At 51.1% G+C, this 25,723-nt stretch carries 21 protein-coding genes; 11 read left to right on the forward strand and 10 right to left on the reverse strand.

Annotated features, from left to right (window positions below):
* Nucleotides 1-176 precede the first annotated feature (176 nt).
* On the forward strand, nucleotides 177-1,064 hold the full coding sequence (locus tag HPY52_01215; GenBank protein NPV78885.1) for a hypothetical protein: 888 nt from the start codon (nucleotides 177-179) through the stop codon (nucleotides 1,062-1,064).
* A 40-nt stretch (nucleotides 1,065-1,104) separates the two neighbouring features.
* Here HPY52_01215 and HPY52_01220 read toward each other — a convergent pair whose 3' ends face one another.
* The 4 genes from HPY52_01220 to HPY52_01235 all read right to left on the reverse strand — a co-directional run bounded on the left by HPY52_01220 (nucleotide 1,105) and on the right by HPY52_01235 (nucleotide 4,825).
* Nucleotides 1,105-2,520 (reverse strand): FAD-binding protein, encoded by a 1,416-nt coding sequence (locus HPY52_01220; protein NPV78886.1) that lies wholly within the window; start codon nucleotides 2,518-2,520, stop codon nucleotides 1,105-1,107.
* Nucleotides 2,521-3,543, reverse strand: coding sequence for an electron transfer flavoprotein subunit alpha/FixB family protein (locus HPY52_01225; protein NPV78887.1), 1,023 nt, complete (start codon nucleotides 3,541-3,543; stop codon nucleotides 2,521-2,523).
* A 139-nt stretch (nucleotides 3,544-3,682) separates the two neighbouring features.
* Entirely contained in the window at nucleotides 3,683-4,480 is a 798-nt protein-coding gene (locus HPY52_01230; GenBank protein NPV78888.1) for an electron transfer flavoprotein subunit beta/FixA family protein, read from the reverse strand.
* 117 nt (nucleotides 4,481-4,597) lie between these two features.
* Nucleotides 4,598-4,825: a hypothetical protein gene (locus HPY52_01235; GenBank protein NPV78889.1), complete on the reverse strand. Its 228-nt coding sequence runs from the start codon at nucleotides 4,823-4,825 to the stop codon at nucleotides 4,598-4,600.
* Between the two features lie 103 nt (nucleotides 4,826-4,928).
* Here HPY52_01235 and HPY52_01240 point away from each other — a divergent pair, with 103 nt between their 5' ends.
* A complete protein-coding gene (locus tag HPY52_01240) occupies nucleotides 4,929-5,636 on the forward strand; it encodes a superoxide dismutase (protein NPV78890.1) in 708 nt (235 codons plus the stop codon).
* 60 nt (nucleotides 5,637-5,696) lie between these two features.
* On the forward strand, nucleotides 5,697-6,080 hold the full coding sequence (locus tag HPY52_01245; GenBank protein ID NPV78891.1) for a hypothetical protein: 384 nt from the start codon (nucleotides 5,697-5,699) through the stop codon (nucleotides 6,078-6,080).
* A gap of 108 nt (nucleotides 6,081-6,188) precedes the next feature.
* Here the strand turns inward: HPY52_01245 and abc-f are convergent, their stop codons facing one another.
* A complete protein-coding gene (gene abc-f, locus HPY52_01250) occupies nucleotides 6,189-8,219 on the reverse strand; it encodes an ABC-F type ribosomal protection protein (GenBank protein ID NPV78892.1) in 2,031 nt (676 codons plus the stop codon).
* Nucleotides 8,220-8,728: 509 nt separating this feature from the next.
* On the opposite strand from abc-f, the gene rlmD reads away from it, so the two are divergent.
* Nucleotides 8,729-10,156, forward strand: a complete 1,428-nt coding sequence (gene rlmD, locus HPY52_01255) for a 23S rRNA (uracil(1939)-C(5))-methyltransferase RlmD (protein ID NPV78893.1) — start codon at nucleotides 8,729-8,731, stop codon at nucleotides 10,154-10,156.
* 36 nt (nucleotides 10,157-10,192) lie between these two features.
* On the opposite strand, the gene HPY52_01260 is transcribed toward rlmD, so the two are convergent.
* From HPY52_01260 to HPY52_01270, 3 genes are all read right to left on the reverse strand, one after another.
* Nucleotides 10,193-10,951 (reverse strand): amino acid ABC transporter ATP-binding protein, encoded by a 759-nt coding sequence (locus tag HPY52_01260; protein ID NPV78894.1) that lies wholly within the window; start codon nucleotides 10,949-10,951, stop codon nucleotides 10,193-10,195.
* A 257-nt stretch (nucleotides 10,952-11,208) separates the two neighbouring features.
* Nucleotides 11,209-11,859 carry an amino acid ABC transporter permease gene (locus HPY52_01265; protein ID NPV78895.1) on the reverse strand — a complete coding sequence of 217 codons (651 nt, stop codon included), beginning with the start codon at nucleotides 11,857-11,859 and terminating at the stop codon, nucleotides 11,209-11,211.
* 100 nt (nucleotides 11,860-11,959) lie between these two features.
* Nucleotides 11,960-12,781 (reverse strand): amino acid ABC transporter substrate-binding protein, encoded by an 822-nt coding sequence (locus HPY52_01270; GenBank protein ID NPV78896.1) that lies wholly within the window; start codon nucleotides 12,779-12,781, stop codon nucleotides 11,960-11,962.
* Nucleotides 12,782-13,819: 1,038 nt separating this feature from the next.
* On the opposite strand from HPY52_01270, the gene HPY52_01275 reads away from it, so the two are divergent.
* Nucleotides 13,820-15,736, forward strand: coding sequence for a sigma 54-interacting transcriptional regulator (locus tag HPY52_01275; protein ID NPV78897.1), 1,917 nt, complete (start codon nucleotides 13,820-13,822; stop codon nucleotides 15,734-15,736).
* A gap of 275 nt (nucleotides 15,737-16,011) precedes the next feature.
* Here the strand turns inward: HPY52_01275 and HPY52_01280 are convergent, their stop codons facing one another.
* Both HPY52_01280 and HPY52_01285 read right to left on the reverse strand, forming a co-directional pair.
* A complete protein-coding gene (locus tag HPY52_01280; GenBank protein NPV78898.1) occupies nucleotides 16,012-16,623 on the reverse strand; it encodes a hypothetical protein in 612 nt (203 codons plus the stop codon).
* 50 nt (nucleotides 16,624-16,673) lie between these two features.
* A complete protein-coding gene (locus tag HPY52_01285; protein NPV78899.1) occupies nucleotides 16,674-16,964 on the reverse strand; it encodes a hypothetical protein in 291 nt (96 codons plus the stop codon).
* A 772-nt stretch (nucleotides 16,965-17,736) separates the two neighbouring features.
* On the opposite strand from HPY52_01285, the gene HPY52_01290 reads away from it, so the two are divergent.
* The 6 genes from HPY52_01290 to HPY52_01315 all read left to right on the forward strand — a co-directional run bounded on the left by HPY52_01290 (nucleotide 17,737) and on the right by HPY52_01315 (nucleotide 25,388).
* A complete protein-coding gene (locus HPY52_01290; protein NPV78900.1) occupies nucleotides 17,737-19,191 on the forward strand; it encodes a four-carbon acid sugar kinase family protein in 1,455 nt (484 codons plus the stop codon).
* 80 nt (nucleotides 19,192-19,271) lie between these two features.
* On the forward strand, nucleotides 19,272-20,288 hold the full coding sequence (gene pdxA, locus HPY52_01295) for a 4-hydroxythreonine-4-phosphate dehydrogenase PdxA (GenBank protein ID NPV78901.1): 1,017 nt from the start codon (nucleotides 19,272-19,274) through the stop codon (nucleotides 20,286-20,288).
* A 68-nt stretch (nucleotides 20,289-20,356) separates the two neighbouring features.
* Complete coding sequence (locus HPY52_01300) at nucleotides 20,357-20,650, forward strand: hypothetical protein (GenBank protein ID NPV78902.1); 294 nt, start codon at nucleotides 20,357-20,359, stop codon at nucleotides 20,648-20,650.
* Nucleotides 20,651-20,937: 287 nt separating this feature from the next.
* A complete protein-coding gene (locus HPY52_01305; protein ID NPV78903.1) occupies nucleotides 20,938-21,906 on the forward strand; it encodes a D-glycerate dehydrogenase in 969 nt (322 codons plus the stop codon).
* A gap of 313 nt (nucleotides 21,907-22,219) precedes the next feature.
* Entirely contained in the window at nucleotides 22,220-23,479 is a 1,260-nt protein-coding gene (locus tag HPY52_01310) for a methyltransferase (protein ID NPV78904.1), read from the forward strand.
* Nucleotides 23,480-23,615: 136 nt separating this feature from the next.
* A complete protein-coding gene (locus HPY52_01315) occupies nucleotides 23,616-25,388 on the forward strand; it encodes a hypothetical protein (protein ID NPV78905.1) in 1,773 nt (590 codons plus the stop codon).
* The last annotated feature ends 335 nt before the right edge of the window (nucleotides 25,389-25,723 follow it).

Consider the following 25,723-nt stretch of genomic DNA (forward strand, 5'->3'; position numbering starts at 1 on the left):
GTGACCGTTCACCGGTGCAGCCTTGGACAGCAAGACTCCGGGTATGGTCGGTCCCGGGTGATGGTGAAATGGCTTGGGCCAACCAGGGTGGTACCATGAGAGCGTAAGCTCCCGTCCCTTTCGGATGGGGGCTTTTTTTATATCTGGAAAAGCTGATCTGGTGAGGGGGATCAGATATGCTTGAGAGTGTAGCGGTTCGGTTGCGTCCAGAAATAGAGCCTAAGGTTGGAATTGGTGAGAGTCTGGAGGCCATATTAGGTGTGGAGAGCAGTGCCCTCGCTGCGCGGCAAGTGCTCAGAGACGCAATCCTAGATGCAGCTGTGGGCGGCGGGCAATTTGCAATAATTGCTGGGCTGTCATCGAGCTGCACGGGCCGCAGTCATGAGATAGATTCGATTAAACAAGTCGTAGATATAGCAGCATCCGCAGGCTGTTCCGGGGTGTATTTGGGGAAAGGGTATGCCAGACGGGACCTAGAATTACTGGATGAGATCAGGGATTTAAGCGGCCTTGCTTTGATTGTGGCGGCAGATGATTCCGGTGCTATGGAGGCTGCCTGGCCCTATGCGGATGTTCTCGAGGTCCCAGCAAGGAGAAGCTTGGATGCCGATCTCCTGCGGTATATCGCGAATCAATCGTGCAGAATGGGATGTTCCGGATACAGGCCAATACTTTTGAGCCGGGGCGAGATAGAGGATGTAAGAGAATGGATCGAAATCGCCGAGCAACTCTCGGAGTCTGCCGGACCTAATATCATTCTTTACGAAGACAGCGCCTCTATTGGGCGGCAGGGGGTCGTGGGCGCTCCGGATCTAGTGGCGATTGCTATGGGCAAGCGCCTGAGTCGTTTGCCTATGGTGGCGGGGATCACCATGGGAATCTGCCCCGACGATGTATTGACAACAATAGCAAGGACCGCGATAGTTGCCGGAACTGATGGATTGATCGTCGGCAATATCTCGGCCGGCCCTTCAGACCCGAACCTGGCGAGGGTCGGGACGCGGCTCGAGGAACTGATCTCGCATGTTTATCAGATGGCGCATCTTGTTGGAAAGTGTGTCTAATTGCCATGTCTCACCGGGATCATCACGACGATAGGGGCGATCAGTCTTCAATGATTTTGCCCGGATTGAGGATCCAATTTGGGTCAAAAGCCTTCTTTATCTGCCTGATGAGCTGAAGTTGCGCTTTATCTAACGCTATGTCGATATAGCTTGCGCGCTTGAACCCAATGCCATGTTCACCGCTGATCGTCCCTCCCAGGGAGACTGTGGCATGGTACAAATCGCGGAGTAAGGATGGAAGGTCATTCTCCCATCTATTTTTGGATTTCTCATCTTTCAGATATGTGACATGAATGTTTCCATCGCCCGCATGGCCGAAGGAGATGGAACTAATCTCATATTCTTCGGTGAGCCGCGCTATTTCCTTCAGCATCTTTGGTATTTCACTAATGGGGACGACAATATCTTCCATGCAAAATTCCTCACTGAATGCCTTAACTGCCTCCGCTATCGCCTTCCGGGCCTTCCAGATCTTGTCGAGCGTGGTCTTATTATCTGCAACAAAGACTTCCAGAGCGCCATTCCTGAGACACAGGTTGCCTATGGCTTCATATTCTCCCTCTATGTCAGTCTTGTTATTGCCATCGATTTCGATGATGAGGTGTGCGCTGGCATCATCAAAGGGAAGGCGCATGTTGAGGTAACGTTCAGTAAGTTTCACAGAACCTCGATCCATAAATTCAATGGATGTGGGAATGATCCTCCGCTCGGACATAATGAGAGGAACCATAGAGATGGCCTTGTCTGCTGACTCGAAAGGCACCAGTATGGAGGCCCGATATTTGGGAAGGGGCATGAGCCTGAGTATAATCTTGGTGATGACCCCTAGCGTGCCTTCGGAGCCGCACATGAGGTGAACAAAATCGTATCCGGTGACATCTTTTACCCTTTTGCCTCCAAAGAACGTGATCTCACCAGTTGGCAGCACAACCTCGAGTCCATAGACATGCCTCGATGTGGAGCCATATTTGATGGCCTTGTTGCCACCTGCATTCTCAGCCACATTGCCACCAATGAATGAGCTTTCGCTGCTGCAGGGATCTCCTGCATAAAGAAATCCTCTGCTGGCTGCGATTCTCTGCACTTCGTTGGTTATTACGCCTGGTTCGACAGTCATCATCAGATTTAGCTCATCGATCTCCAGTATCCGGTTCATTCGTTCAAGTGAAAGGACTATGCCACCAGCTACAGGGATCACTCCTCCTGAAAGTCCTGTTCCTGCCCCCCGGGGTGTCACTGGTATCAGCTCCCTGTTGGCCAGCTTGAGTATTTCGGAAATCTCCATGGCATCTCCTGGCTTGACCACCACCTCTGGTAGATAGGTAACCTTGGCTATGCTTTCATCGGCAGCGTAATTCCTCAGCTTTTCTGCATCAGTAGTCACAAAATTCGCGCCTACGATCCGTTTCAATTGGTTGACTGCATCTTCGGTGACGGGATTATATCTCCGATTCAATCATGCACCCCCCTTTCCATTGATGCCGCGATTTTTAAGCCTTTCAATGAGTAGCGGCAGGATTTCAAAGAGGTTTCCCACAATGCCGAAATCGGCTATTTTGAATATAGGGGCATCTGGATCCTTATTTATCGCCACTATTGTTTCGGAGGTCTGCATCCCGGCGATATGCTGCACACTGCCTGAGATCCCAACTGCCAGGTAAAGCCTTGGGGAGACGGTTTTGCCGCTCAGGCCGATTTGATGCGGATAAGATATCCAACCTTGATCTACGCAGACCCTCGATGCACCCACTGCCCCATTCAAAAGCCGCGCCAGGGAACGCAGCAGCTCGAAATTCTCCGGTCGGGAAAGCCCTCTACCTCCAGATACGATTACTTCGCTATCCTGGAGGCTGACCTCACCTGATTCATCTTCTTCCACTCCCAGGAACCTGATCCTGGATTCTAGAAGTCTCCCATCTATCGTTTCTTTTATGATCTCCCCGGTTCTTGAAATGTCTCGAGGGAAAGGGACTGCAGTCTTGGGCCGGAAGGTTGCCATTTGAGGCCTCGCATAGGGCGTCTTTATTGTCGCCATGACATTCCCGCCGATTGCAGGTCTTGTCTGCAAGAGAAGGCCGGTCTCCGGATCTATGTCGAGCCCGGTACAATCTGCAGTGAGACCTGTTTTTAGCCTGGCGGCAAGCGCAGGCATAAGCGTGCGGCCGGTAGTGGTCGCCCCGGCTATCAATATCGTGGGTTTGTATTTCTTCACGAGAAATTCAAGCGTATTCAGGTAGGGTTCCACCATGAAATGGCCAAGGGCAGGATCATCCACTAAGTATACCCTGTCCGCGCCCCCATAGATCATTTCCTGGGCATCCTCGATCTGATGTCCCAGGGCCACGCAGGTGAGATGAGTCCCAAGTTTTGAAGCTAGCTCTCGCCCTTTACCGAGGAGTTCAAAAGTAATAGGCTGAGGCAGGCCAGCCCGATATTCTGCCATAACCCAAATGCCGTCATATTCAGTCTGGGTTGTCATATACCGATCCTGCTCCCTTTGAAATTGGCGCGCCCTGAATCACCCCAGAGCCAAAGCTCGTGGTCCTGGGAAGAAACACATTATTTCCATCATTCATCGACGTCAGCCAATCTGGCATGGATGATTGCCCCTTGCGGCCTCAAATAAGTCCCCGGCTCTCAAGAAAACCCAGGAGGGATTCTACACACTCCTCCGGACTATGCTCAGATGTCTTGAGGATGACTCCGTCTCGTGTGACTTTCGGATAGAAGACCCTGACTACCTTTGTAGGCGATCCTGCAAGTCCAAGGCGATCCTCATCGGCTTGAATATCTTCCGGACGCAGGACTGGGACCGTGACGCTCCTTGCTCTGACTTTCCCGCTGAGAGTGGGCATTCTGGGCTCATTGATCTCCTTTACCACCGTGATAAGGGCGGGAAGTGGAGATTCCAGAAACTCATAGCCGTGTTCCGTAATGCGCCTTACTCGTATGTACTCCTCAGTGGCTTCCTCGATCTTTGATACATAGGTTATGAACGGTAATCCAAGCATAACTGCGACTTCCACACCAACCTGCCCGGTTTCGCCATCTATGGCCCTTTCACCAGCAAGGATCAAATCTGGAGGGTTTTCGAGCCTTTTGATAGCTTCTGACAAAGTGTAAGATGTGGCAAGAGTGTCAGCCCCGGCGAATTTCTTGCTGCTCAAAAGCAATCCGTGATTCGCCCCCATGGCTATGGCCTCGCGGATGGCATCTATAGCCTGGGGGGGTCCCATGGAAAGCGCAGTCACCTCGCCCCCGATGGACTCCCTCAGGCTTAGAGCGGCCTCGAGAGCGTTGAGATCCAGCGGATTTATTATGGCGCCGACGCCCTCTCGGATCATGGTACCAGTTTCTTCGTCCATTTTTACGTCGTTGGTATCGGGCACTTGTTTAATGAGGACGAGTATACGCACATATTTACCCCCTTGCTGCGAGGCTGCTTATATCAGAGCAATTAGTTCTATTGGCGGCCTTAATCCTCCCCTGCTCCCGAGGAACTGGATTACCGCATCCTCGCCAAATGCCCCTACTCAGCAAGCCCCAAGATCAAATGCCACTGCAGCCAATAACATATTCTGGACAGCTGCGGCAGTATCCTGCAAACAATAGAGAGTTTTTCCCCTGGGCCCATATCTGGCCTCGCTCCGGGCTGGATCAGCAAAGACGACTAGAGAATTTGTTATTTCGCACACGGAGGTCCCCGGAATAGAGGGGTATACTGGCGAGAATTTTGCCGCCCCGGTGCGTCGGAGGAACACGGCGGCCTATTCCGGGAATATACTTATTATCACAGGGTTGATCGTGCCTCCATCCTATCATTTCGTGAAAGACCATTCACCTCTTGTCGAAAGGGTGTTCTGCATGAATTTTGACGATAAGAAAGCCTCTGGAAACGATGAGACACTTCGCTTTTTCTCGCCAGGGTCTCCCCAACCTGTGCCATCAGTGCCTCCTGGCGGTCATCGGCTCCCGTCACTTCCATACCCATATAATGCCCTTGAGCCATATATAAGCACAACCACGCTCAGGATCCATCATGATCGCCATCACCTGGCCTATGTGGAGGGCCTCAACAGGGCTGAACTCGCCCTTGTTGAAGCGCGCCGCTCCGGCGACTTTTCTCTAGTGCGATATTGGGAAAGAGAACTGGCATTCAACGGGTCAGGTCATGTGTTGCATAGCATATACTGGACCAATATGAGTCCTGAGGGCGGTGGCATGCCATCTGGGGTTGTGCTGGAGCAGATCAAGCTGTATTTCGGCAACTTTGGAGCGTTTCAGCAGCAGATGTCTCGGGCTGCTCAGGATGTTGAAGGCTCAGGATGGGCGCTTTTAGTCTGGCAGCCCCAGTGGGGAAGGGTAGAAGTCTTGACTGCTGAAAAGCACGAAGATCTGACGCAATGGGGAGTGATCCCGCTTCTTGTGGTCGATGTATGGGAGCACGCCTACTATGTCGACTACCAAAATAGACGCGGGGACTATATAAATGCCTGGTGGAATGTGGTTAATTGGAATGACGTTGAAAGGCGCCTGCGGCTTGCCATGCAGGCAAGGGTCCCAATGGCTTAAGTATAAGTATTGGCTCTGCCGGTATAAATCCAATTTCATGCCAAGGGCGAAGGTGGTTCGATGGGTATATTCAATAACCGCAGAGGTAGTGGGATCTTGCGCGGGCAATTAGGACGGTGGCCGGGGCAATCCGGCGAGGGTGATAATGGCGCTCCCTCGGATGAGAATCAGGAAATCCCTTCCGTGCTTCATTCGGCTTTCCTGGCCGCATTCGGGGCGTTGGCCTGGGTGTTTGGGGCAGATCTTGTACAAAATCGGCCAGGAACCCCGGTGCAGTTCGTCGCCTCAGTGGTCAGCGGTTTCATCGGAGGGCCCCTGGGCCTTTTGCTCACGGGCATTTTGAATGACGAACTCGTCGGCGTTACCCTGGGCACCATAGTAACAGGTATGGTTTATACCTTGATCGCCGGAATGGCTCCTCAGGATCAAAATAATGATGGTTAGACAGTGGGGATAGACACATGGCATCATCATGTCGGCGCGAGCGCCGGGGAACCGACGCATGGCCGGCTCACGGCTCAAACTCGCGCTCGACCATCGATGATCTTGCGATTAGAACCTGCTCAAAAGCTCTTCCCATTGGGAATAGCAGGCATCTAACCTGCTCTGGAGCTCACGTCGAGCTTTTGCCTTCTCCTTCAACTTGTCTGGGAAAAGGTAAAGCTCAAGGTCGGCAAGTTCTCCATCAAGAGCCTTTACCTTTTCTTCGATGCGCGAAATCTCTTCCTCAAGCTCTGCTATGCGTCCCTCCAGGAGGGCATCGGCTTTCCCTGCCCGGGGGGCTTCTTCAGAATTTCCCGTTCTACGCGGAATCCTTTCTTTGCGTTTCCGACTGATATTCAAGTCATTGCCGGCCTCAGCCACGGGCTCAGTCATGGTAGTCCTATTTGCCGTATAAGCTGAATAGTCGCCAGGAAAGTCATGGATCAAAGCGGGACTCTGTGTCGTAATGTGGGAAAACCCTGATTTCCTGGCATTGACGACCGGGACTTTGAGATCGAGAATACGATCCGCAATGCGTTCGAGGAACCGGCGGTCGTGCGATATGACAAGGAGAGTCCCGTCGAATGAAGCAAGGGCGTCTTCCAGAGCTTCTATCGATTGAATATCCAAATGGTTGGTGGGCTCATCCAGCATAAGCAGGTTGGCCCCGCTTGTGACCATTTTAGCAAGGCAGAGCCTGTTGCGTTCTCCCCCGCTCAGCACGCGAACAGGTTTAAAAACATCATCGCCACTGAATAAAAACCTCCCGAGGATGTTTCTCGCCTCCTGCATGCCAAGCTTAGAATCCTTCAGGAAGCTGTCGATTACCGTCATATCAGGGTCGAGTTCTCCATGTTCTTGATCATAATAGGCAATCGAAACCCCTTGTCCGAGAATGACTGTTCCTGAAGAGGGCGGGAGCTTTCCCGACAAGATCCGGAACAAGGTGGACTTGCCTACGCCATTGGGCCCAATGATGGCTGCGTGTTCGCCCTTCATGATCTTGAAGGAGATGTCCTCAAAGAGAACTCTCCCTTGAAACTCCATCGATATCCCTTTTACCTCAAGCACAAGGTCTCCCGATTCCCTGGCGGCAGAAAAGTTCATCTTCATTGTCTTCGGGCTGGCGGGGACACGGTCTATTCGTTCGATACGCAAGAGCCGTTTCTTGACAGTCTCAGCCTGTTTATGGAAGCGAGGGTTGCGACCGCCCCAAGCCTTATAGCGGTAGTACATTTCTGTAAGACGCGCTATTTCTTTTTGCTGTTGTTCATAGGCCTTTGCTTGCGCTTCCTCCTGCAATTTCTTGATCTCCATGAATCTGGAATAATTGCCGGGGTAATCCTTAATCTTGTGCCTCGAAAGCTCTATGGTGCGGTTGGTAACTGCGTCCAAGAACCTTCGATCGTGAGAGACCACTATAACCGCGCCACTATATGATCTGAGAAAGCTCTCGAGCCATTCAATGGCTGAAATATCAAGATGGTTGGTCGGTTCATCTAGAAGCAAGATATCCGGTTCACTGAGCAACAACTTAGCGAGACCGATACGAGTTTTCTCTCCCCCGCTGAAGGATGATATCATTTGATCTCGACTTTCCGCCGGGAAACCAAGTCCATTAAGCACCGTCTCGATCCTGCTATCCATTTCATAGCCTCCGGCCATCTCAAAGCGGCTGGAGATGGTTCCATATTCAGACAGCAGGTTGGACACCGCATTATGGTTCTCTGCTTTGCATGATAACCCACCATGGTCCTCCCTCGAAGCTGAGGCAGTGATCTCGTGTTCAAGGCGATTCATTAGATCCTTCAGCTCCAGGAGCCTCGAAAACCCTTTTCGCGCCTCCTCCAGCAAGGTGGCCGACGGATCGAGATCTGGATCCTGAGTGAGAAATCCCAGGGTAGCCCCTTCCCTGAGCGTCACTTTTCCCCTATCTGGCGCCTCTTGCCCCGCTATGATCCGGAGCAATGTGGATTTACCTGCGCCATTTGGGCCTATTAATGCGACATGCTCACCCTCATTGAGCTCAAAGGATATTCCATCTAAAATCAGAGAAGGGCCATAATATTTCGTTACATCCTGGAGCTTAAGTACCGGCATCATCTATTTCTCCCTTAAATTCCAAATCAAAACCCATGGAGACCACCATAGGATCTCCTGCCGCCCGGGAATTCGCTCCTTTGCGCCTTTTCTATTTTGACAGCCGGGGAAGCTTTCGTCAAGGTGGCGGGTGACGATGCAAAAGAGGAAGAATAAATCCCCCGTCGAAAGAAACGTTGGTACCCGTTTACTTAAAGATTGCGCTACTTAGATGACTTAGATGAGGTATTGTACGGTAGTGTCATAACAGTTAAGTCAAATAGCTATAATATTGATCGTGCTGTGAGATATTCAGCTCTCCTGATAGGGGCTGTCTTGACCCTGGGGGCAAGGGGTGCCTAAGTTTGTGACAGAGGAATGGTAAAATAGATGAAGCCTGGAGTTGTGATGGTAGATGTGGCGGTGGATTAGGGAGAACAAGGTATTGGCCCGCGGCGTCAATGTGATTTGCGGCAAGATCGTTTTCAAAGGTGTTGCAGAAGCGTATGGACTCGAATATAACAAACTCGATGATCTCCTCCACTAGAAGAGAACCTGTGAATCCGCCGGTCAAACCAGGGGATATCGTCGAGCTTGCCATAACGGATCTGAATCATGAAGGAGAAGGCGTAGCTAGGGTTGGGGGCTTTGCGATATTCATTCCTGGCGCGCTGCCTGGTGAGCTTGCCCGGGTCAAGGTCGAGACGGTGAAGAAGAATTACGGCCGCGGCTTGGCCTTGGATATCCTGTCGCCTTCTCCAGATAGGCTTTCTCCGGCGTGCGGTGTTTTTCAGAGATGTGGCGGATGCCAGCTTCAGCACCTCAGCTATACGAGGCAGCTGGAGTTCAAACGGGAACGGGTTGTGGAAGCCCTGGAACGTATCGGCCGGCTGGCTGGAATCAAGGTAGAGCCTACCATAGGAATGGAAGAGCCATGGCGCTATAGAAATAAGGCCCAGTACCCTGTAGGCTTAAGGCAGGGTGGGCCCGGGAAGGCAGGACTTATTGGAGGATTCTTTGAAAAGGGCACTCATGTAATTGTGCCTTGCGAGAATTGCCTGATCCACCATCCGCTTGCAGGGCGCGTTCTCAATGAAACGCTCAGGCTCGCAGAAACTTTTGGCCTCGATGCATATGATGAAAAGACCGGGTCAGGATTTCTGAGGCATGTTCTTGTGAAAATAGGTTTCGCTACGGGCGAAACCATGGTGGTACTTGTTGTGAATGGCAGGTCGTTCCCGAGAGGAAGGGAATTTGGTGAGGCTCTTCATCAGGCCGTGCCGCAGATACAATCTGTGATCCAGAACATCAACCAAGAGAGGACCAACGTGATCCTGGGGTCTCATTCCAGAGTGCTCTGGGGCAAGGATCATATCATAGATATGCTTGGTCACTTTCGTTTCCGGATTTCAGCGGAGTCCTTTTACCAGGTGAACCCGGCGCAGACAGAGACTCTTTATCGAAAGGCCGTGGAGTTTGCAGGTTTATCAGGACGGGAGGTAGTAGCTGACCTTTACTGCGGCATCGGTACGATAACACTCCTTCTGGCCGAAGAAGCTCGGGAAGTCTATGGGATTGAGGTTGTCCCAGCTGCCATCTCTGACGCCCGGGCAAATGCCAGGATGAATCAAATCACCAACGCCCGGTTTATGGAAGGCGATACGGCAGCTGTTCTATCCAGACTGATGCGGGACCAGGGGATCAGATTTGATGTGGTGGTCATGGATCCACCGAAAAGCGGATGCGAGGGGAGGGTCCTGGATCTTCTGATCGCGGCGCGCGTGGAACGAATCGTATATGTCTCCTGCAACCCCGCTAGCCTGGCCCGGGATCTGGCACGCCTTGCAGGAGGCGGCTATTCTGTCGAACACGTTCAGCCAGTGGATATGTTCCCGCAGACTTATCATGTGGAGACGGTAGCTCTCCTAAGGGTTGGTGATAATGCTGCGAGAAGGTAGCGAGCAGCGGAAGCTAGCGACATCGTGGAGGGTCAGTCATGGCCTGTTTATTCTCTGCAAGAAAGACCTGGCCCTCGCGTGCCTTGGAGAGCGGAAGAAGGCATCCGGGATTCCTTCCTCGAGTATTTGCCCTTCATCCATGAATATCACGCGATGGGCGACCTCTCTGGCAAAGCCCATCTCGTGGGTCACGACCAGCATGGTCATGCCCCTTTCGGCGAGATCACGCATTACGTTAAGAACCTCGCCCACGAGCTCCGGATCTAACGCGGAAGTTGGCTCGTCGAAAAGCATTATCTTGGGGTTCATGGCCAGCGCCCTGGCAATTGCGACCCTCTGTTGTTGGCCGCCTGACAGGTGATTTGGATAGGTATTTGCCTTATCCGCAAGACCGACCCGCTCGAGGAGTTCCATGCCAATCTGTTCTGCGGCGCGGCGCGGCATCTTCTTGACCGTGACCAGGGCTTCAGTCACATTCTGCAAGGCGGTCAGATGTGGAAAGAGGTTGAACTTTTGGAATACCATGCCGATCTCCGAACGGATCTTGTTGATGGATGATTCAGACGCTGGGACCCACCTGTCGCCTCTCCGCCTTCTAGCAAGAGGTGCGCCGTCGATATAGATAACCCCGCTATCAGCTCGTTCGAGACAATTGAGGCATCGGAGAAGCGTGCTCTTTCCCGAGCCGCTTGGTCCGACTATAACCACTACCTCTCCACGCCTTACGGAAAATGATATGTCTTTCAAAACATGGAGGGCGCCGAATGACTTGTTTAGATTGTGTACCTCGATGATATTCATGCTTCTGCAAGTTTCCTGCCGCGAAGCCTGCCATGGCTGCGACATGGCAATAAGGCGGTCCGCGGGAATCTGATATTGCATATCAGGGACCGCGTCAGGAGCCGCCTTCATGGCAGAAGCTCGGAACTGTAATATTCTTGTGCTCAACATAATGACCAAATGCCTCCTCCGATTTGCCGTTCTTCGTCCATGGGCCCCTTGTCTCTGCCAGCCATCCCTCGTTGGAACGTGACTTCGAGATCGTCTTCTTTCTATTGGTAGACAGATAAGCGCTTCTCAAGCCGTCCAAAAGTTATAGTAAAGAACGTTGTCAGCAGCAGGTAGAGGCAGCCCGCCCCCGCGAAAATCTCAACCGGCCGGAAAGTAGTCGCATACATTTGCTGCGCCGTCCTCATAAGATCTACCATCGAGATAGTGGCAACAAGAGAAGAATCCTTGAGGAGGGCGATGAATTCATTGCCCATGGGTGGAATAAGCCTCCTATAGGCCTGTGGCAAGATTATGCGACGCATTGCCTGGAGATATGACATTCCAAGAGACCTTGCGGCCTCCATCTGGCCCTTATCTATAGACTCAATGGCTCCCCTGATGATTTCCGCCACATAGGCCGCCGAGTTCAGGCTCATCCCTGTCACCGCAGCCACAAAGGGACTTAAAGTAAGACCGATCTGTGGAAGGCCATAATAAATGGTAAATAACTGTAGCAGAAGGGGAGTTCCGCGAACGAGCCATGTATAAAATCGGGCTGCGGATGAGACCACCCTGCTGTGTGATATCTCGGCAAGAGCAATAAAGAGCCCCAGAGCAGTTCCCACTATTATGGCAAGAACCGTGAGCTCGACTGTCATTATTGCGCCTTCTGCAAGGACTGGAAGATACTTTATGAAAACGGCAAAATCCATAGGTAAGGACTCCAATCGAAGTAGGCGGGAGGAGCCCCAGGCCCTGGTAGCTCCTCCTCAGATCAATGCCATCGGAGGGAATAAACCCCCTGCATGTTCCCTATTTCTTCTTCGCTGTTATGTCTGTGCCGAACCATTTTTGTGATATCTTGGCCATGGTGCCGTCAGCTTTGATTTCTTCGACTATCTTATTGATTGCTTCCTGGAGTTTCTTGTCCTGTTTCCTATACCCGATTGCCACAGGTTCGTCACGAATTGAAGCTACAACCTTGAAATCATCGGGCCTCTCTGTCATGTAGTACCGGCCGACGAGTTCATCGACTACACCCGCGTCAAGCCTGCCGATGCCGAGATCGAGGAAGACCTCGGTAAACTTATTATATTTCTTTAGCTCCTTGATTCCTTTGACTGTTCTTGCCGCCTCCTCGCTGGTTGACCCAAGCTGCGTGCCTACCACCTTACCGGCGAGATCTTCCTTGCTCTTGATCTTGTTATCTTTGGCCCTTACAACAATTACCTGGGATTCATAGAGATAAGGAGGTCCGAAATCAATGACCTTCGCGCGCTCCTCAGTTACGCTCAATGTAGAAAGTATGATATCGAACTTGTGGGCGTTGAGCGCCAGCAAGACACCGTTCCACTCAGTTGGGATCCATTCAACTTTGACGCCAAGGCGTTTCCCGATTTCACGGGCCAGGTCTATATCAAATCCTACAAGGTTGTTGTTGGGGTCCCTGAATTCCATTGGGGGGTACGCATCATCGATCCCGATTGTGAGCTTACCGGCTCTGAGGACTTTTTCCAGAGAATCGTCAGTGGATGGGTTTGCTGCAAGAACCGGAGCAATCAGGCCCGATAGAAGCAAAAGAATTATACTGGATGCCATTAAGAGAACTTTGCGTGTAGCATTTATCCTCTTCATCTGGTTGACTCCCTTCCCGGATCTTTATGTAAAGAAAGCATCTGATACTACTATACTTTAACATAACAAATAGTCAAAGCGCTAGATTAAAGAAGTCCAGCCAAATTTGTCGTTCTCAGGCGGAAAATGATCACATGAGGGGATCTTCGCCAAAATATGAAGATCCAAGATAATGAGGCACAGCCTTTCCTTGCGCGGGCTCATGAAGATTGAGGGGATGAAACTAGTCGTTTCTTGCGCGAGCTTGTGAAGATTCAGAGGGATGAAGCGCAATCCTTCTTTGCACGGACTGTGGTATTATTATGGTAGTATGGACTGGCGAAAAGCTCGCCACTCCCCAGACAAACATGTCGAGCTCTTCGTCACATCAAACCGTGGGTGGCGAATCTTTAGGCAGGCTTTGCGCAGGGGTGACGAAGATCTCGTCGATCCCCCTGCAAAGGTGGCTAAACCATCGTCAGCTCGGATTAATTTTGGAAAATTTTGGGCCAATCTCGCCCATGGGTGGCGAGAACCTCGTCACGTTTTTTGCCAGGATGACGATAGTCGCGCCAGTTCTCTCGCGGAGCTGACGACAATATTGCCAGTCCTTACTCATATGAAGGGAAATCTCACCTAATCTGATCCAAAATTGGAAAATCATATAGGAATTTTGCTTGTAGATGACGAGATTCTAGGCACGTCGGGACGAAGGGTGGGGACAGTATCGTCAGTCTTGGCTTTCAGGTGGCGAAATTCTAGTCACGTCATCGGCGCCTCATCGCGAAATTGGAAGACTCAAGGAGACAATTATTCAAAATAATAAAATTTATGGTATGTCCTGGGTGAAGGTGGCGATATCTCGGCCAATCCAAGCGCGAAAGTGGCGACGGCCGCGCCAGTCTTCGGACAAACCTGACGAAATCTCCGTCACTGCTACCCTCGGCGTCTGTATGTTGTTGTAACTTCGGAGTTGGTCATCTGTAGTTTACTAATTGAAAGGAGGAAAGGCGATCTCCTCCCCGGAGTAAATTCCGAGGTCTCCATCGTCTGATTCTTATGAGGCTTCGTATCGGTCTTGTGGCTCCCTATGACGAATTGGCCAGGCTGGCTGAAGAGGTCTCCAGAGAGCTAGGGTTGAGCCTTGATATAAGGCTTGGGGATCTTGCTCAAGGGGTGGCCGTTGCCCGGGATATGGCCCGTCGCGGGACGGAGGTAATCATCAGCAGAGGAGGGACTGCCCTCGTTATCGAGGAATCCGTGGACCTTCCGGTAATCGCCATTGAGGTCAGCGGCTATGACGTCCTGAGAGGACTCCATGCAGCGAGCCAATTGGGTTCCCCTGTAGGCGTAGTTGGCTTTAAAAATGTCATATATGGCGCCGCGAGCATCAGATCCATTCTGGGACTTGACATCCGGGAGATTCTACTGGAATCCGAGAATGAGGCCGAAGGCAAGATCAAAGAGGCGATAAAGGCAGGGATAAAGGTCATTGTGGGCGATGCGGTATCAGTCCGTACCGCGAAAAATCTGGGCATCCAGGGGGTATTGATCCGCTCAGGCAAAGAGGCGATCTTGCAGGCCATCAATCTGGCAGAACGGGCTGCCATCATAAGACGGCGCGAGCATGAAAGGACAGAGCAATTGAGGGCTATCCTGGATTACGCTTACGAGGGAATCATCAGCATAGACGCTCGCGGTTCCATAGCCGTATTCAACCCATCGGCTGAGAAGATCCTGGGAATTAAGGCGACCAAGGCGCTGGGGAAGCCTGTGGACCAGGTCCTGCCAGGACTGCGTTTCCCTCTCGGCGGCGGGGGGTCAGAGCTTAATGAGGTTATCTCCCTGGGAAAATCCCTCGTCGTGGCTAATTCCATTCCTATCTCAATAAACGGTGAAAATGTCGGAGCTGTCATCACATTTCAGGATGTCACTGGCATCCAAAAGCTCGAGGCCAAGGTCAGAAAGACTCTCTATTTAAAGGGGCATGTAGCGCGTTATACTCTTGATGATCTGGTGGGGGAAAGCCCGCCTTTAGGAAGCCTTCTCGAAGAGGCAAGGTATTTTGCCTCGACTGATTCAACCATCTTGATAACCGGCGAAACTGGGACCGGCAAGGAGATGCTGGCCCAGGGAATTCACAATGCCAGTAAGAGGCGGGACGGCCCTTTTGTCGCCATCAACTGCGTGGCATTACCTGAGAGCTTGTTGGAAACCGAGATCTTCGGGTATGAAGAAGGGGCCTTTACAGGCGCTCGAAAGGGCGGCAAGCCGGGGCTTTTTGAGCTCGCTCATGGGGGGAGCGTTTTCTTGGATGAAATCGGCGAGATGTCATTGAACCTCCAGGCGAGGCTGCTGCGGGTGCTCGAGCGAAAGGAAGTCATGCGTGTTGGCGGTGATAGGGTCATACCTGTCAATGTGCGGGTGCTGGCCGCAACCCACCGGGATCTTGTCAAGGCCGTCAAGGAGGGAACCTTCAGGGAAGATCTTTTCTATCGCTTGAATGTGCTTAATCTGAGGATCCCGCCTTTAAGACAGAGACGGCAGGATATCCCGCTTCTCATCCAGCATTTTCTAGTGCTTTTTCAAAGAGAACAGGACATCGGGCCTGCAAATCTTGATGAATCCGCCATAGAGGCATTGCGCCAATATGATTGGCCAGGGAACGTCAGGGAATTGAGAAATGTTGTCGAACGACTGGCTCTTATGAATAGGGGCAGTAGGATAGGTCGTAAAGAGGTATCTCGTGTTCTATCCCAGATGGCCGGGATAGAAAACATTGAAGAAGGCAATGATGGTGAATCTTCTGGAATGATCCCCATACGTGGGACTCTTGAGGAAATCGAAACCCGCGTTATTCAAAATGTGCTGGCCGCCTGCCATGGCAACAGGTCGGATGCGGCGCGCAGGCTTGGTATAAGCAGGAGTACGCTGTGGAGGAAGCTGGAGAGACAGGATCCTAGACCCGGCAGGTAGCTATGGAATCTCAGCTGGGAAGCTTATCAGAAAAGCCCCCGTCTTTGGTCCTAATCGAATGGCGTTGGTATAAGCCCTTGTCGAACATGGCGGTACTTTCTGTCAAGGTAAGCAAAATCCCGGGTCACGTCGCTTCGCGGAGCGCCGCAACTTTGTGCCGCCCCTATTTCAATCAGGGCAGACCCAGCAAAATGGGACATCGCCATCTATCGCACACTTATATGGCTGAATCCCGTCTCCTTTGTGACCTGACTCAGCAAAATAGGCTTCGCCATTTACTGCAGACTCTGCAACCTTTTCATCTCCCTTCGGAAGTCGTCGAGGCCACCCACTCTGATCCCCTTCCTTAATAGAGGTCTCAAGACTCCCAGTTTATTGATCGCTCGTAATTGCTCCTTTACATCTTCGCCAACAGGCCCAAATCGCTCCTCAAGTACATCTAATATGGCATTTTGCAGAGCCAGGATTTCACCCTTCTCAATCCCCTTTTCAATTCCCTTTTCGATCCCTTGTTCAACGCCTTTCTTTATTCCCTCAGCCAGACCTCTCCGTCTCCCCTCATTAATCCAATCTTGCACAAAGCTTGATTCCTTCACCAGCATGGCTAGATCCCCCCTGAAGAGTCTCAGCAATACGTCTCTATCAAGATACCTCTCTGCCACCATCATAGTCACTGACAATGCATCCGCACGTCTCTTTATATCTTTCTCCTGACTAATGAGCTCCTTGGCTATCTCAACAACCTCAATGCTCCTCTCTTCCGATGCCAAGATAAGAAGCGGCGCAAGCGCCCTCAGATCCCCTCTCACTATATCCTCCACATGATCCCATAGTTTGATGACCCGGTAACTGAATGCATTATATCCTCTCCCGCCAAATCTCGCCATGTACTCCGTGGGAAGCCTTTCATAGTCTTTCTTCTCAAGATATAATACTGCTAAATCACAGGAAGATCATAGGTCACTGAGTAAAATGCATTATACGCAAATAGCCTCTTTGGTATGGCTTTATTATGTCTAAGCTGGAACTCTGCATGTAATATGGCCCTTTCCTTCCCCCGCTTGATCACCCAGATAAAGTCTCCCCTTCTTTGGGGTATGTTTACCTCTGGGTTCTCAATGATCTCTGCGTCAATTCCTTCGCTACTCCCCAGCAAAAGTCCTGCAAAATCTCTTGGATAACGCCTTGCCAGTACCTTTACGCTACGATCTATCGCATCCCTTCGCAAGCCGTCTTCCACCTCCAATGTAATGTCTATGGAATGATAGGATAGATATTATGTGCAAAATCATCACCATGCCGGGGAATGATGTGAAATGGCATTTATCGTTATAGGACATATTCACTGTCGCTTATACCTTACCGGAGCCATATTATCCTATTTTAACCATGGAATCAAATACCATAGATCATGGATAGACCCGTTTCAGCATTTGTAATGGATGTTTGCAAAAGGAAAACTGGGACATGCTGGATTCTGGTCCAAATATCGCCTTTTATCTAGCGCGAGCGCATCCTAGAGAGGGTGCTACATTCTCGACTTTCATGTCGTTGACTTTAGATCGCCGCTATGAAAAAGAGGCGGCAAGATCCCCAATGTAAGTTCCGATTTGGTACACCATGTTTCATAATGCTACATGGACCTTCGGGATATGCGGCACCAATTCGCCGCGCACATATGAGGCTCTGTTCTAATGCAAGGATGGAGGCTCCCCCAGTTGACTCATTTTGAGACAATCACCTATGGTAAAGGCTCTCGACTAAGATGAAATGGCGTAGGCAGGACAGCGTGAAAATAAAGCCAGGGCGGCGCGGAAGAGGACATCCGCTTCATGTCATATTCATGGCATGTTTATTGCGATGATCATATTGCAGCAAATACATATCATCAGGTTTTTGGTCAATAGTGGTAAATGATGCATCAAGACGCCGCGAGGGGACGGAACAGGCTCATGGTAGCAGGTTGCCCCAGCCCGTCCGGAAGGGATGGACAATGTTGGATGGATGCTGAGATAGCAGTAATAGCAGATGATCTTACGGGTGCCATGGATACAGGAGTGCAGTTCTGTAAGAATGGCATGAGGACCGTTGTATATTTCGGTGAATGCCTTGCTGTCGAAAAGCAGGGCTCCGCCATAAAACCCGAAGTCATAGTCATTGACACAGACACCAGGTGGGAATCGCCGGGACGGGCATATGAGAAAGTCCGAAAAATTTCCGAGATACTGAAATTGACAGGTATTAAAAGGGTATATAAAAAAGTTGACTCAACGCTAAGGGGCAATGTTGGCAGCGAATTAAATGCCGTGATGGATGCGTGGAATGCGCATCTTGCCTATGTCGCGCCGGCTTTTCCGGCAATGCGAAGGGTCACAGTAGATGGGCGTCAGCTATTGAATGGCAAACCCCTGGAAGACACGGAGATCGCCAGCGATCTCATATCACCTGCGCGTAGTTCATATATTCCGGAGATTCTCGAATATAGACCGGAGCGGAAGATCGCGCATATAGGGCTTCAAGAAATAGAGATGGGGGAGCATTCCCTGGTCGAGAGAATTGCGGAACTGGCTCGGGAGGGGATGCAGATCCTGGTTTTGGATGCTGTAACACAGGATCATCTTGGCACCATAGCAAGGGCTATAGCGAAGAGTGAATTTCACGAAGTGATGTGCGGATCTGCTGGCCTAGCTGCAGAGTTGCCTGGCGCGTTCGGGCTTGTGGGACGGAAACCCTGTGAAATCCCCAGGCTCAAAAAGGGCCTTCCTGCGCTTGTGGTCGCTGGCAGCAGAAGTCAGATCACACAGGAGCAGTTGAGATTCTTGGGCGCTAATAAGGACTTACCGGTCAGGTGGCTTACCCTAGACATCGATGAAACAGTCAGCGGCAGAACATCGCCTGTCATCAACGAGAGATCCGCAGGAAATGGCGCTATGCTTGCCCGTAGAGAGGTCGAACTTCAGGAACAAGGTGAGTTGATAGCCCGTGACGCAATCCAGGCGCTTGAGGATGGGAAAAGCGTTGTCGTCTCAGTTCGTCCGGAGAACGGCGGGGGCTCTGAGTCGTGGGGGGATTCAAAAGAGAAAGAAGGACGATTGGGCGACATGAAGACCCTGCCAGACGATGGTTTCAGGCCACGGATAGACTTGGAAGAGGCCCATTCGGACATCATTGATTTGAGTCAGTCTATGGTCGACCAGCTGGGCAGAATTGCAAGGAGGGTAATAGATGCGGCGCCGGTCTCAGGGATAGTACTCACAGGCGGGGATACCGCAGCAAGCGTATGCCGGGCTATCAGCGCATCTGGCATAGCTCTCCTCGATGAGATACTGCCGGGCATCCCTCTTGGCGAGATCATCGGGGGACCTTTCGAGGGGCTTGTAGTCGTCACTAAAGCCGGCGCCTTCGGGGATGAGAGGGCGCTTGCCGATGTGCTCAATTATCTGATTCAGAAATAGCCGTCGACACACGGGAATTGGGGGAGCGGTTGAATTTGAATTACAAAAATGTAGATTTGAGGCCGATCATTGCCATAACAATGGGCGATCCTGCCGGCATCGGGGCTGAGATTGCGGTCAAATGTCTCAAGGAGCCGGAGATCTATTCGCTCGCAAGACCTTTGATAATTGGCGATATGGATCAGATCACAGACGCTATCCGGATGACAGGCGGCGGATTGTCAGTAAATATCATTGCGTCTCCGGGTGATGGTCTCTTTTCCCACGGCACCATTGATCTGATCGATCTGAATAATGTGGGGCCTGGTGAGGTCGAATATGGCAAAGTAAGCCCTGTAGCGGGTAAAGCGGCCTATGAGTATATAGAAAAAGCTATAGGGTTTGCCCTTGAGCGTCAGGTGGACGCTATTGTGACCGGGCCCATTCATAAAGAGTCACTGAATCTCGCAGGATACCACTATTCGGGCCATACAGAGATCTTCGCGAAACTCACTGGGACGAGAGATTACGCCATGATGTTGGCTGATGGTGATTTTAGAGTAGTGCATGTGACAACGCATGTATCACTCCGGCGTGCATGTGACCTGATAAAGAAAGATCGCGTGCTGGTGGTGATAAGACTTACTCATGATGCCCTCAGGCGCCTTGAGATCGAAAGACCCCGGATCGGAGTTGCCGGCCTGAATCCGCATGCAGGCGAAGGAGGCTTGTTTGGCTCCGAAGAGATCGAGGAGATCGGCCCGGCTATCCGCGAGGCGCAGGCAGAAGGGATCCTGGCTGAGGGGCCTGTGCCGCCAGATACGGTATTTGCGAAGGCGCGAGGTGGACAATACGACGCGGCAATTGCGATGTATCATGACCAGGGCCATATAGCCATGAAGACCTCTGCCTTTCGACTGGATGCCGAAACTGGCAAATGGCTCTCTGTGAGCGGTGTCAACGTTACACTCGGGCTCCCCATCATCAGGACCTCGGTTGACCATGGGACGGCTTTCGGAAAGGCTGGCCAGGGACGCGCCAATCCGGGGAGCATGATCCAGGCCGTGAAGCTGGCGGTGGGGTTTGCCAGGGGGAGCTGTTCTTCCAATACCATGTGAGCGATATAAGTCAGAAGAGGCTGGGAATGGCCCGCCAGCTACCCCGCGCATAAATGCGGGGGCTTGCGATGAGCAAGTCCGAACTTCATATCAAGGCCGCCATATTCAACCGGCCTCTCATTATTCCCGAAGGGCAAGAGCTCGTGGTGAAAGGAGCTGCGTTGCTTGCGGGCGTAGGTATTGGCGTTTATCCTGATGTCGCGGACGCCTGCAGGCAGACGAATCGAGTAGCTCGCGTTGTGGAGCCTGACCGAAATAAGGCAGATATCTATAATGCCTTCTACCGCGAAGTCTATGTCCGGGCTCTCTCAAATTTGTCTCCTGCATTCAAAGGACTTGGGGCTTTTGCGTCAAAGATCTAGATGGGAAGTCCGCGGATTTGAATAGAGAATCAGCGTCTCGCGTTTGCCAGGCCTGATTTCCTAATGACTTTAAATGCGGCTACAAGATCCCCGTGCCATATGCCAGCCAGGCCTGGTTCGTCTACACGGGCGGGGCTCTTGGGAGTGCGGCTTCCTCATCATATGGCTGCTCCCGGGGACGGACAAATCAGATCTCGAAAGGAGTGAAAGCCTGGTTATGGGGCTGCTAGCTCGCAAAATCGAAAAAGGTGTCGGATTTTGCGGTGTCCTCTGCGCCGGGCGACGTCATGAAGCCTATAATACTAATCACAAGGATCGTTCCTGAAGAACCTTTAGCGCCACTTTATGAGCTTGGGGAAGTCAAGATCTGGGATGGTCCGAGCGTTATGCCCAGAGAGAGACTGCTGGAGGAAATCAGCGAGGCCACTGCCTTGTTTTGTGTGGCGGTGCGGGTGGATGAGGAACTTTTATCCAGAGCGCCACGCCTTAAGGTCGTTTCAAACTTCGGAGTGGGATATGACAATATCGATGTCGAGGCTGCGACTGCAAGGAAGATTATAGTAACAAATGCGCCAGATGTGGTAACGGGAGCAACGGCGGATCTCACTGCTGCATTGATCCTTTGCGCAGCCCGGCGCATAGTAGAGGCCGCGAATTATACTCGCGAGAGGCGATGGAGGGGTTGGGACGCCGACCTCATGCGCGGGAATGATGTTCACGGGAAGACGCTAGGATTGATCGGGCTTGGCCGGATTGGCCGCGCAGTTGCCCGGCGCATGCTTGGTTTCGATATGAAGGTGGTCTATTACGATGTCCGGCGGGATGTAGATATCGAGAATAGGCTCGGGATCTCCTATGTGAATTTCCATGAGGTATTCCGAGTATCTGATTTTGTGAGCGTTCATGTGCCACTTTCGCCCGAGACCCGCAAGTTGATTGGGGCCCGGGAGTTTTCCCTGATGAAACCGGGCGCATATTTCATCAATGCTGCGCGTGGCGGTGTCGTTGATTACGATGCTCTGCGCGAAGCCCTTGAAAATAGGACCATAGCGGGAGCTGCGGTAGATGTCATGCCAAATGAACCTCCATCACCAGACGATCCATTGCTCGGGCTCCCTAACTTGCTGGTTACACCTCATATTGGTACGGCTACTATTGAAACTCGCCGCGCCATGACCGCCGTGGTTGTCCGCAACATCGTTGCTGTCTTGAAAGGAGAGGCTCCGCCCAACTGGGTAAACAAGGATAGATTTTAATCTATGAGTCTATACATTACCCATATTTCTGGTAAAGGTTAGGTATGGGTACCAAAGAGGGTCGGATGTCCGAGCTCTGACGAGGATTTCGTCATCTATGCGCGAAGACTGGCGATATTATCGTCACCGCGGCGCAAAGCATGGTAATACTTATATGCGAGCATGAGGGCTTCCCGCAATCTCCCTGCAGAAATGAGGCTGTTGATCTTGCAAATGACCTGTTCCTGCGTAATCGTAAATGACCCATGCGACGGGCGCCATCCGGGCGGATCTTGGTGAGCGGCAGTTTTTTTGATACGATGATGGAGGGTTGATGATGAATTCTAGGGAAAGAGTTGTAAGGGCATTGAATCACCAGGTGCCTGATAGGGTGCCGATTGATTTCGACAGTACGCCTGTCTCCGGCATGCATGTAACCTGTGTAGCTGCTTTACGGGATTATTATGGCCTGGAAAAGCGGCCGGTCAAGATTCATGAGCCATTTCAAATGTTAGGCCAGATCGAGGATGATTTAAGAGACGCTATTGGTATTGATGTCATTGGTGTGAACGGACGAAATACTATGTTCGGCTTTCCCAATGAAAATTGGAAGTCTTGGAGATTCAATGGTTTGGAAGTACTTGTTCCGGAGAAGTTCAATACCACCACTGATGAGGCAGGGAATACTTATATTTATCCGGCCGGTGATTTAAACTCTCCTCCCAGTGGGAAAATGCCGGAAGGCGGTTATTACTTTGATGCGATCATCCGCCAGGAGCCAATTGACGAAGAGGCGTTGAACCCCGAGGATAACCTGGAAGAATATCAACCGATTTCCGATGAGGATCTGACCTATTTTGAAAATGCCATTAAAGACGCTGCAGCCAAAGGGAAGGCTGTCATCGCCAATTTCGGCGGCACCGGTTTGGGGGATATCGCCCTTGTACCTGGACCGGGTTTGAGATATCCCAAGGGAATCCGGGATGTCCAGGAATGGTATATTTCCACTGTGACGCGCCGGGAATATATTCATCAAGTCTTCGCGAAGCAAACCGAGATTGCGCTGGAAAATCTGGCCAAACTCAATCAAAGGATCGGCGGCTTGGTGGATGTGGTATTTGTCTGCGGCACGGATTTTGGAACCCAGGTCAGCACATTTTGCTCGGAAAAGACATTTCGGGAATTATGGCTGCCTTATTATCGACGGATTAACCAGTGGATTCATCGAAATACGCGATGGAAGACGTTCAAACATAGTTGTGGGGCCATCGAACCTTTTATTAATGCCTTCATTGAAGCGGGGTTTGATATCTTAAACCCTGTTCAGTGCTCGGCGGCGGGGATGGACCCTGAGCTCTTGAAAAGCAAATATGGGGACCGGGTTGTATTTTGGGGCGGCGGGGTTGATACGCAGAGGACGTTACCCTTTGGCACGCCGCGAGAGGTCCGGGATCAGGTTTTGCGACGCTGTGAAATCTTCTCGAAAAACGGTGGTTTTGTATTCAATGCCATTCACAATGTTCAGGCGAATACCCCGATCGCCAATATCGTGGCCATGATTGATGCGGTCCATGAGTTCAACGGGGATAGGTAATTTTTGTAAATAGGTTCCCATACCGATGCAAGCGAAGGATGGGGTGTAAATATATCTCAAGAAAGCAAGATCGGCGCCTCTCCTCAGGTCTTGCGACCGGGACGCCTGGTGCCGCGCAAAAGGGGTGGAAAGTGGCGTGGGCGGAAAAGACTTAATTTATGCCATCGAGGAACGAATTGGCCAGCCAGAGTTTTTTGTAGGTAGACATGAGGAGCTTTCCTTTTTCATAGAATGGGTGGACAATATACCTCGAAAGCTCTCCCGTTCCACCGCTCTTCTTTCCAGGAGAAAAAAGGGCAAAACCGCCTTGGTCGAGAGGCTGTATAATATCATTTACACCCGGAATAGCAATATCATTCCATTCTATTTTGAAGTAAAAGAGGGGAGTAGATGGATCGTCGATTTTGCGGAGCTTTTCTATAGGACATTCATATCCCAATATATAGGATTTAAAGCAAGGGATGTTGAATTCTGCCGGGATCCAAAACCCCTGGACATCCTCGAGGCCAAAGCTGGTGGACTTGGCCTCACAAAAATCGAAGAGAATATCCACGCTTTCAAACTCGCCCTCAAAAGCGGTCTTATAGATAATATATGGGATCATGCCCAGGCTGCACCTCACAGGATAGCAGGCATAAGTGGAGACTATATAGTTCAAATCATTGATGAATTCCAGTTCCTTAACAGTGAGATTTACTATGACAGGGAAAGGACCAAGGTTGCCAGTGACCTTGCAAGCACATATCTCTCCCTAGCCGAGTCCAAAATAGCCCCCCTGCTGGTTACAGGTAGCTGGGTAAGCTGGCTTAGAAATATCATCCACATGCAGCTGCCAGGGAGATTCGTGGAGATGGAGCTCGGCAACCTCACAGATGAAGAAGGCCTTGAGGCTGTGCTAAATTACAGCATCATGACAGGCGTGCCCGTAGCAGAAGATGTGGCGGTGTATCTCAACAAACTTGTGGATTCAGACCCATTTTATATAAGTGCTGTGATAAGGAGCCATTACAAGGGCAAGGACCTCACTACTGTGGATGGACTGCTCAATACCCTGGAATATGAGCTTCGTAGGGGGACTATTTATGGCACATGGCTTGAGTATATCGGAAGGACCTTGATGCAGGTAAATGATGTATATGCCAAGAAAATAGTGCTATTCTTGTCAAAGAACAGGGAGAGGGAATGGACCAGGAAGGAGATCATAGAGAAGCTTGGGCTGCCTTATACAGACCGGGAGGCAGAGGAAAAGCTGCAGATGCTGGTGAAGGGGGATCTCATAGCAGAAGGGGATACCAGCGCAAGGTATCGAGGGATGAAAGATGATATTTTCTACAAGGTGTTCAGGTATAAGTATGAGGAAGAGATAGATAGCCTCCCTCTAGGCGAGGCGCTGGCCGAGGAGAGGGAGAAGCAGAAGAGGGAAATAGAGAGATTAAAGCGAGAATTGAGGAGTCTGAGAGGTCTTCAGAGCTACCACAAGGGTCACTTTCTTGAATATCTTCTGATGAGGTATTTGCGGTTCGAGGAATTCAAGAAAGAGGGAGCCAGACTCAAGGACAAGGTATATAACTACCAGGAGGGGGCGGAATTCACCTCTTACCGGGAAGTCAAACCCGCAAGAGTCAGTCTCGAGGGCGGCAGAGAATATGAGATAGACATATGGGCGAAGAGTTATGAAGATGGCCAGGACCTTATGATCAGTGTCAAGGACCGGGAAAAGGCGCTCGGAATAAATGATATAGAAGAGTTTCTCAAGGTAAAGAGCATAGCTGAGGAGCAAGGTTTGATGGGACATTTCATACTTTATAACACCGGCGGTTTTGATGACAGCGCCATGGAAACGCTATCCCAGCATAAGGTGATGTATGCAGATAGGGCAAGCTGGAAGGCGGGAATGGCTTTCTCGTAGTTGGCTCAGTCACGGGCCGGACCGCTAGCGGACAAGCCAAAGATAGAGGTCACCGGTATCCGCAATCAACGGATACAAGGGGCGCTTTCTGTTCAACATAAGCTGATTCTAGCCAACAGTGATAGCTGCCCCCCCCGGGCGTATCTAGAGAGAAGTTTAAGCTGGTGTCGCAATTGTGGTTTGTCTCTTCATAGCGCGGCATTTTCACCCCTATCTCAATGTTTTAAAGTTAGCTCTCTCGATCTCGCCTTCTCTCCATTTTTCAATAGATTAAACCGGCGTAGTCGTCGGGGCTGTGGATATGTGGGCAACGCGAAGCGTTGTCCAAGCGGCTG

The sequence above is a fragment of the Bacillota bacterium genome (assembly GCA_013178415.1).
GTDB lineage: Bacteria > Bacillota > SHA-98 > Ch115 > Ch115 > Ch115.

Excerpts from the sequence above, each read along its gene's own strand:
- HPY52_01215 (NPV78885.1), top strand. The coding sequence starts at position 177 with ATGCTTGAGAGTGTAGCGGTTCGGTTGCGTCCAGAAATAGAGCCTAAG.
- HPY52_01225 (NPV78887.1), bottom strand. The coding sequence starts at position 3,543 with ATGACAACCCAGACTGAATATGACGGCATTTGGGTTATGGCAGAATAT.
- HPY52_01240 (NPV78890.1), top strand. The coding sequence starts at position 4,929 with ATGAATTTTGACGATAAGAAAGCCTCTGGAAACGATGAGACACTTCGC.
- HPY52_01245 (NPV78891.1), top strand. The coding sequence starts at position 5,697 with ATGGGTATATTCAATAACCGCAGAGGTAGTGGGATCTTGCGCGGGCAA.
- abc-f (NPV78892.1), bottom strand. The coding sequence starts at position 8,219 with ATGCCGGTACTTAAGCTCCAGGATGTAACGAAATATTATGGCCCTTCT.
- rlmD (NPV78893.1), top strand. The coding sequence starts at position 8,729 with ATGATCTCCTCCACTAGAAGAGAACCTGTGAATCCGCCGGTCAAACCA.
- HPY52_01265 (NPV78895.1), bottom strand. The coding sequence starts at position 11,859 with ATGGATTTTGCCGTTTTCATAAAGTATCTTCCAGTCCTTGCAGAAGGC.
- HPY52_01270 (NPV78896.1), bottom strand. The coding sequence starts at position 12,781 with ATGAAGAGGATAAATGCTACACGCAAAGTTCTCTTAATGGCATCCAGT.
- HPY52_01275 (NPV78897.1), top strand. The coding sequence starts at position 13,820 with ATGAGGCTTCGTATCGGTCTTGTGGCTCCCTATGACGAATTGGCCAGG.
- HPY52_01280 (NPV78898.1), bottom strand. The coding sequence starts at position 16,623 with ATGGCGAGATTTGGCGGGAGAGGATATAATGCATTCAGTTACCGGGTC.
- HPY52_01290 (NPV78900.1), top strand. The coding sequence starts at position 17,737 with ATGGATGCTGAGATAGCAGTAATAGCAGATGATCTTACGGGTGCCATG.
- pdxA (NPV78901.1), top strand. The coding sequence starts at position 19,272 with ATGGGCGATCCTGCCGGCATCGGGGCTGAGATTGCGGTCAAATGTCTC.
- HPY52_01300 (NPV78902.1), top strand. The coding sequence starts at position 20,357 with ATGAGCAAGTCCGAACTTCATATCAAGGCCGCCATATTCAACCGGCCT.
- HPY52_01305 (NPV78903.1), top strand. The coding sequence starts at position 20,938 with ATGAAGCCTATAATACTAATCACAAGGATCGTTCCTGAAGAACCTTTA.
- HPY52_01310 (NPV78904.1), top strand. The coding sequence starts at position 22,220 with ATGATGAATTCTAGGGAAAGAGTTGTAAGGGCATTGAATCACCAGGTG.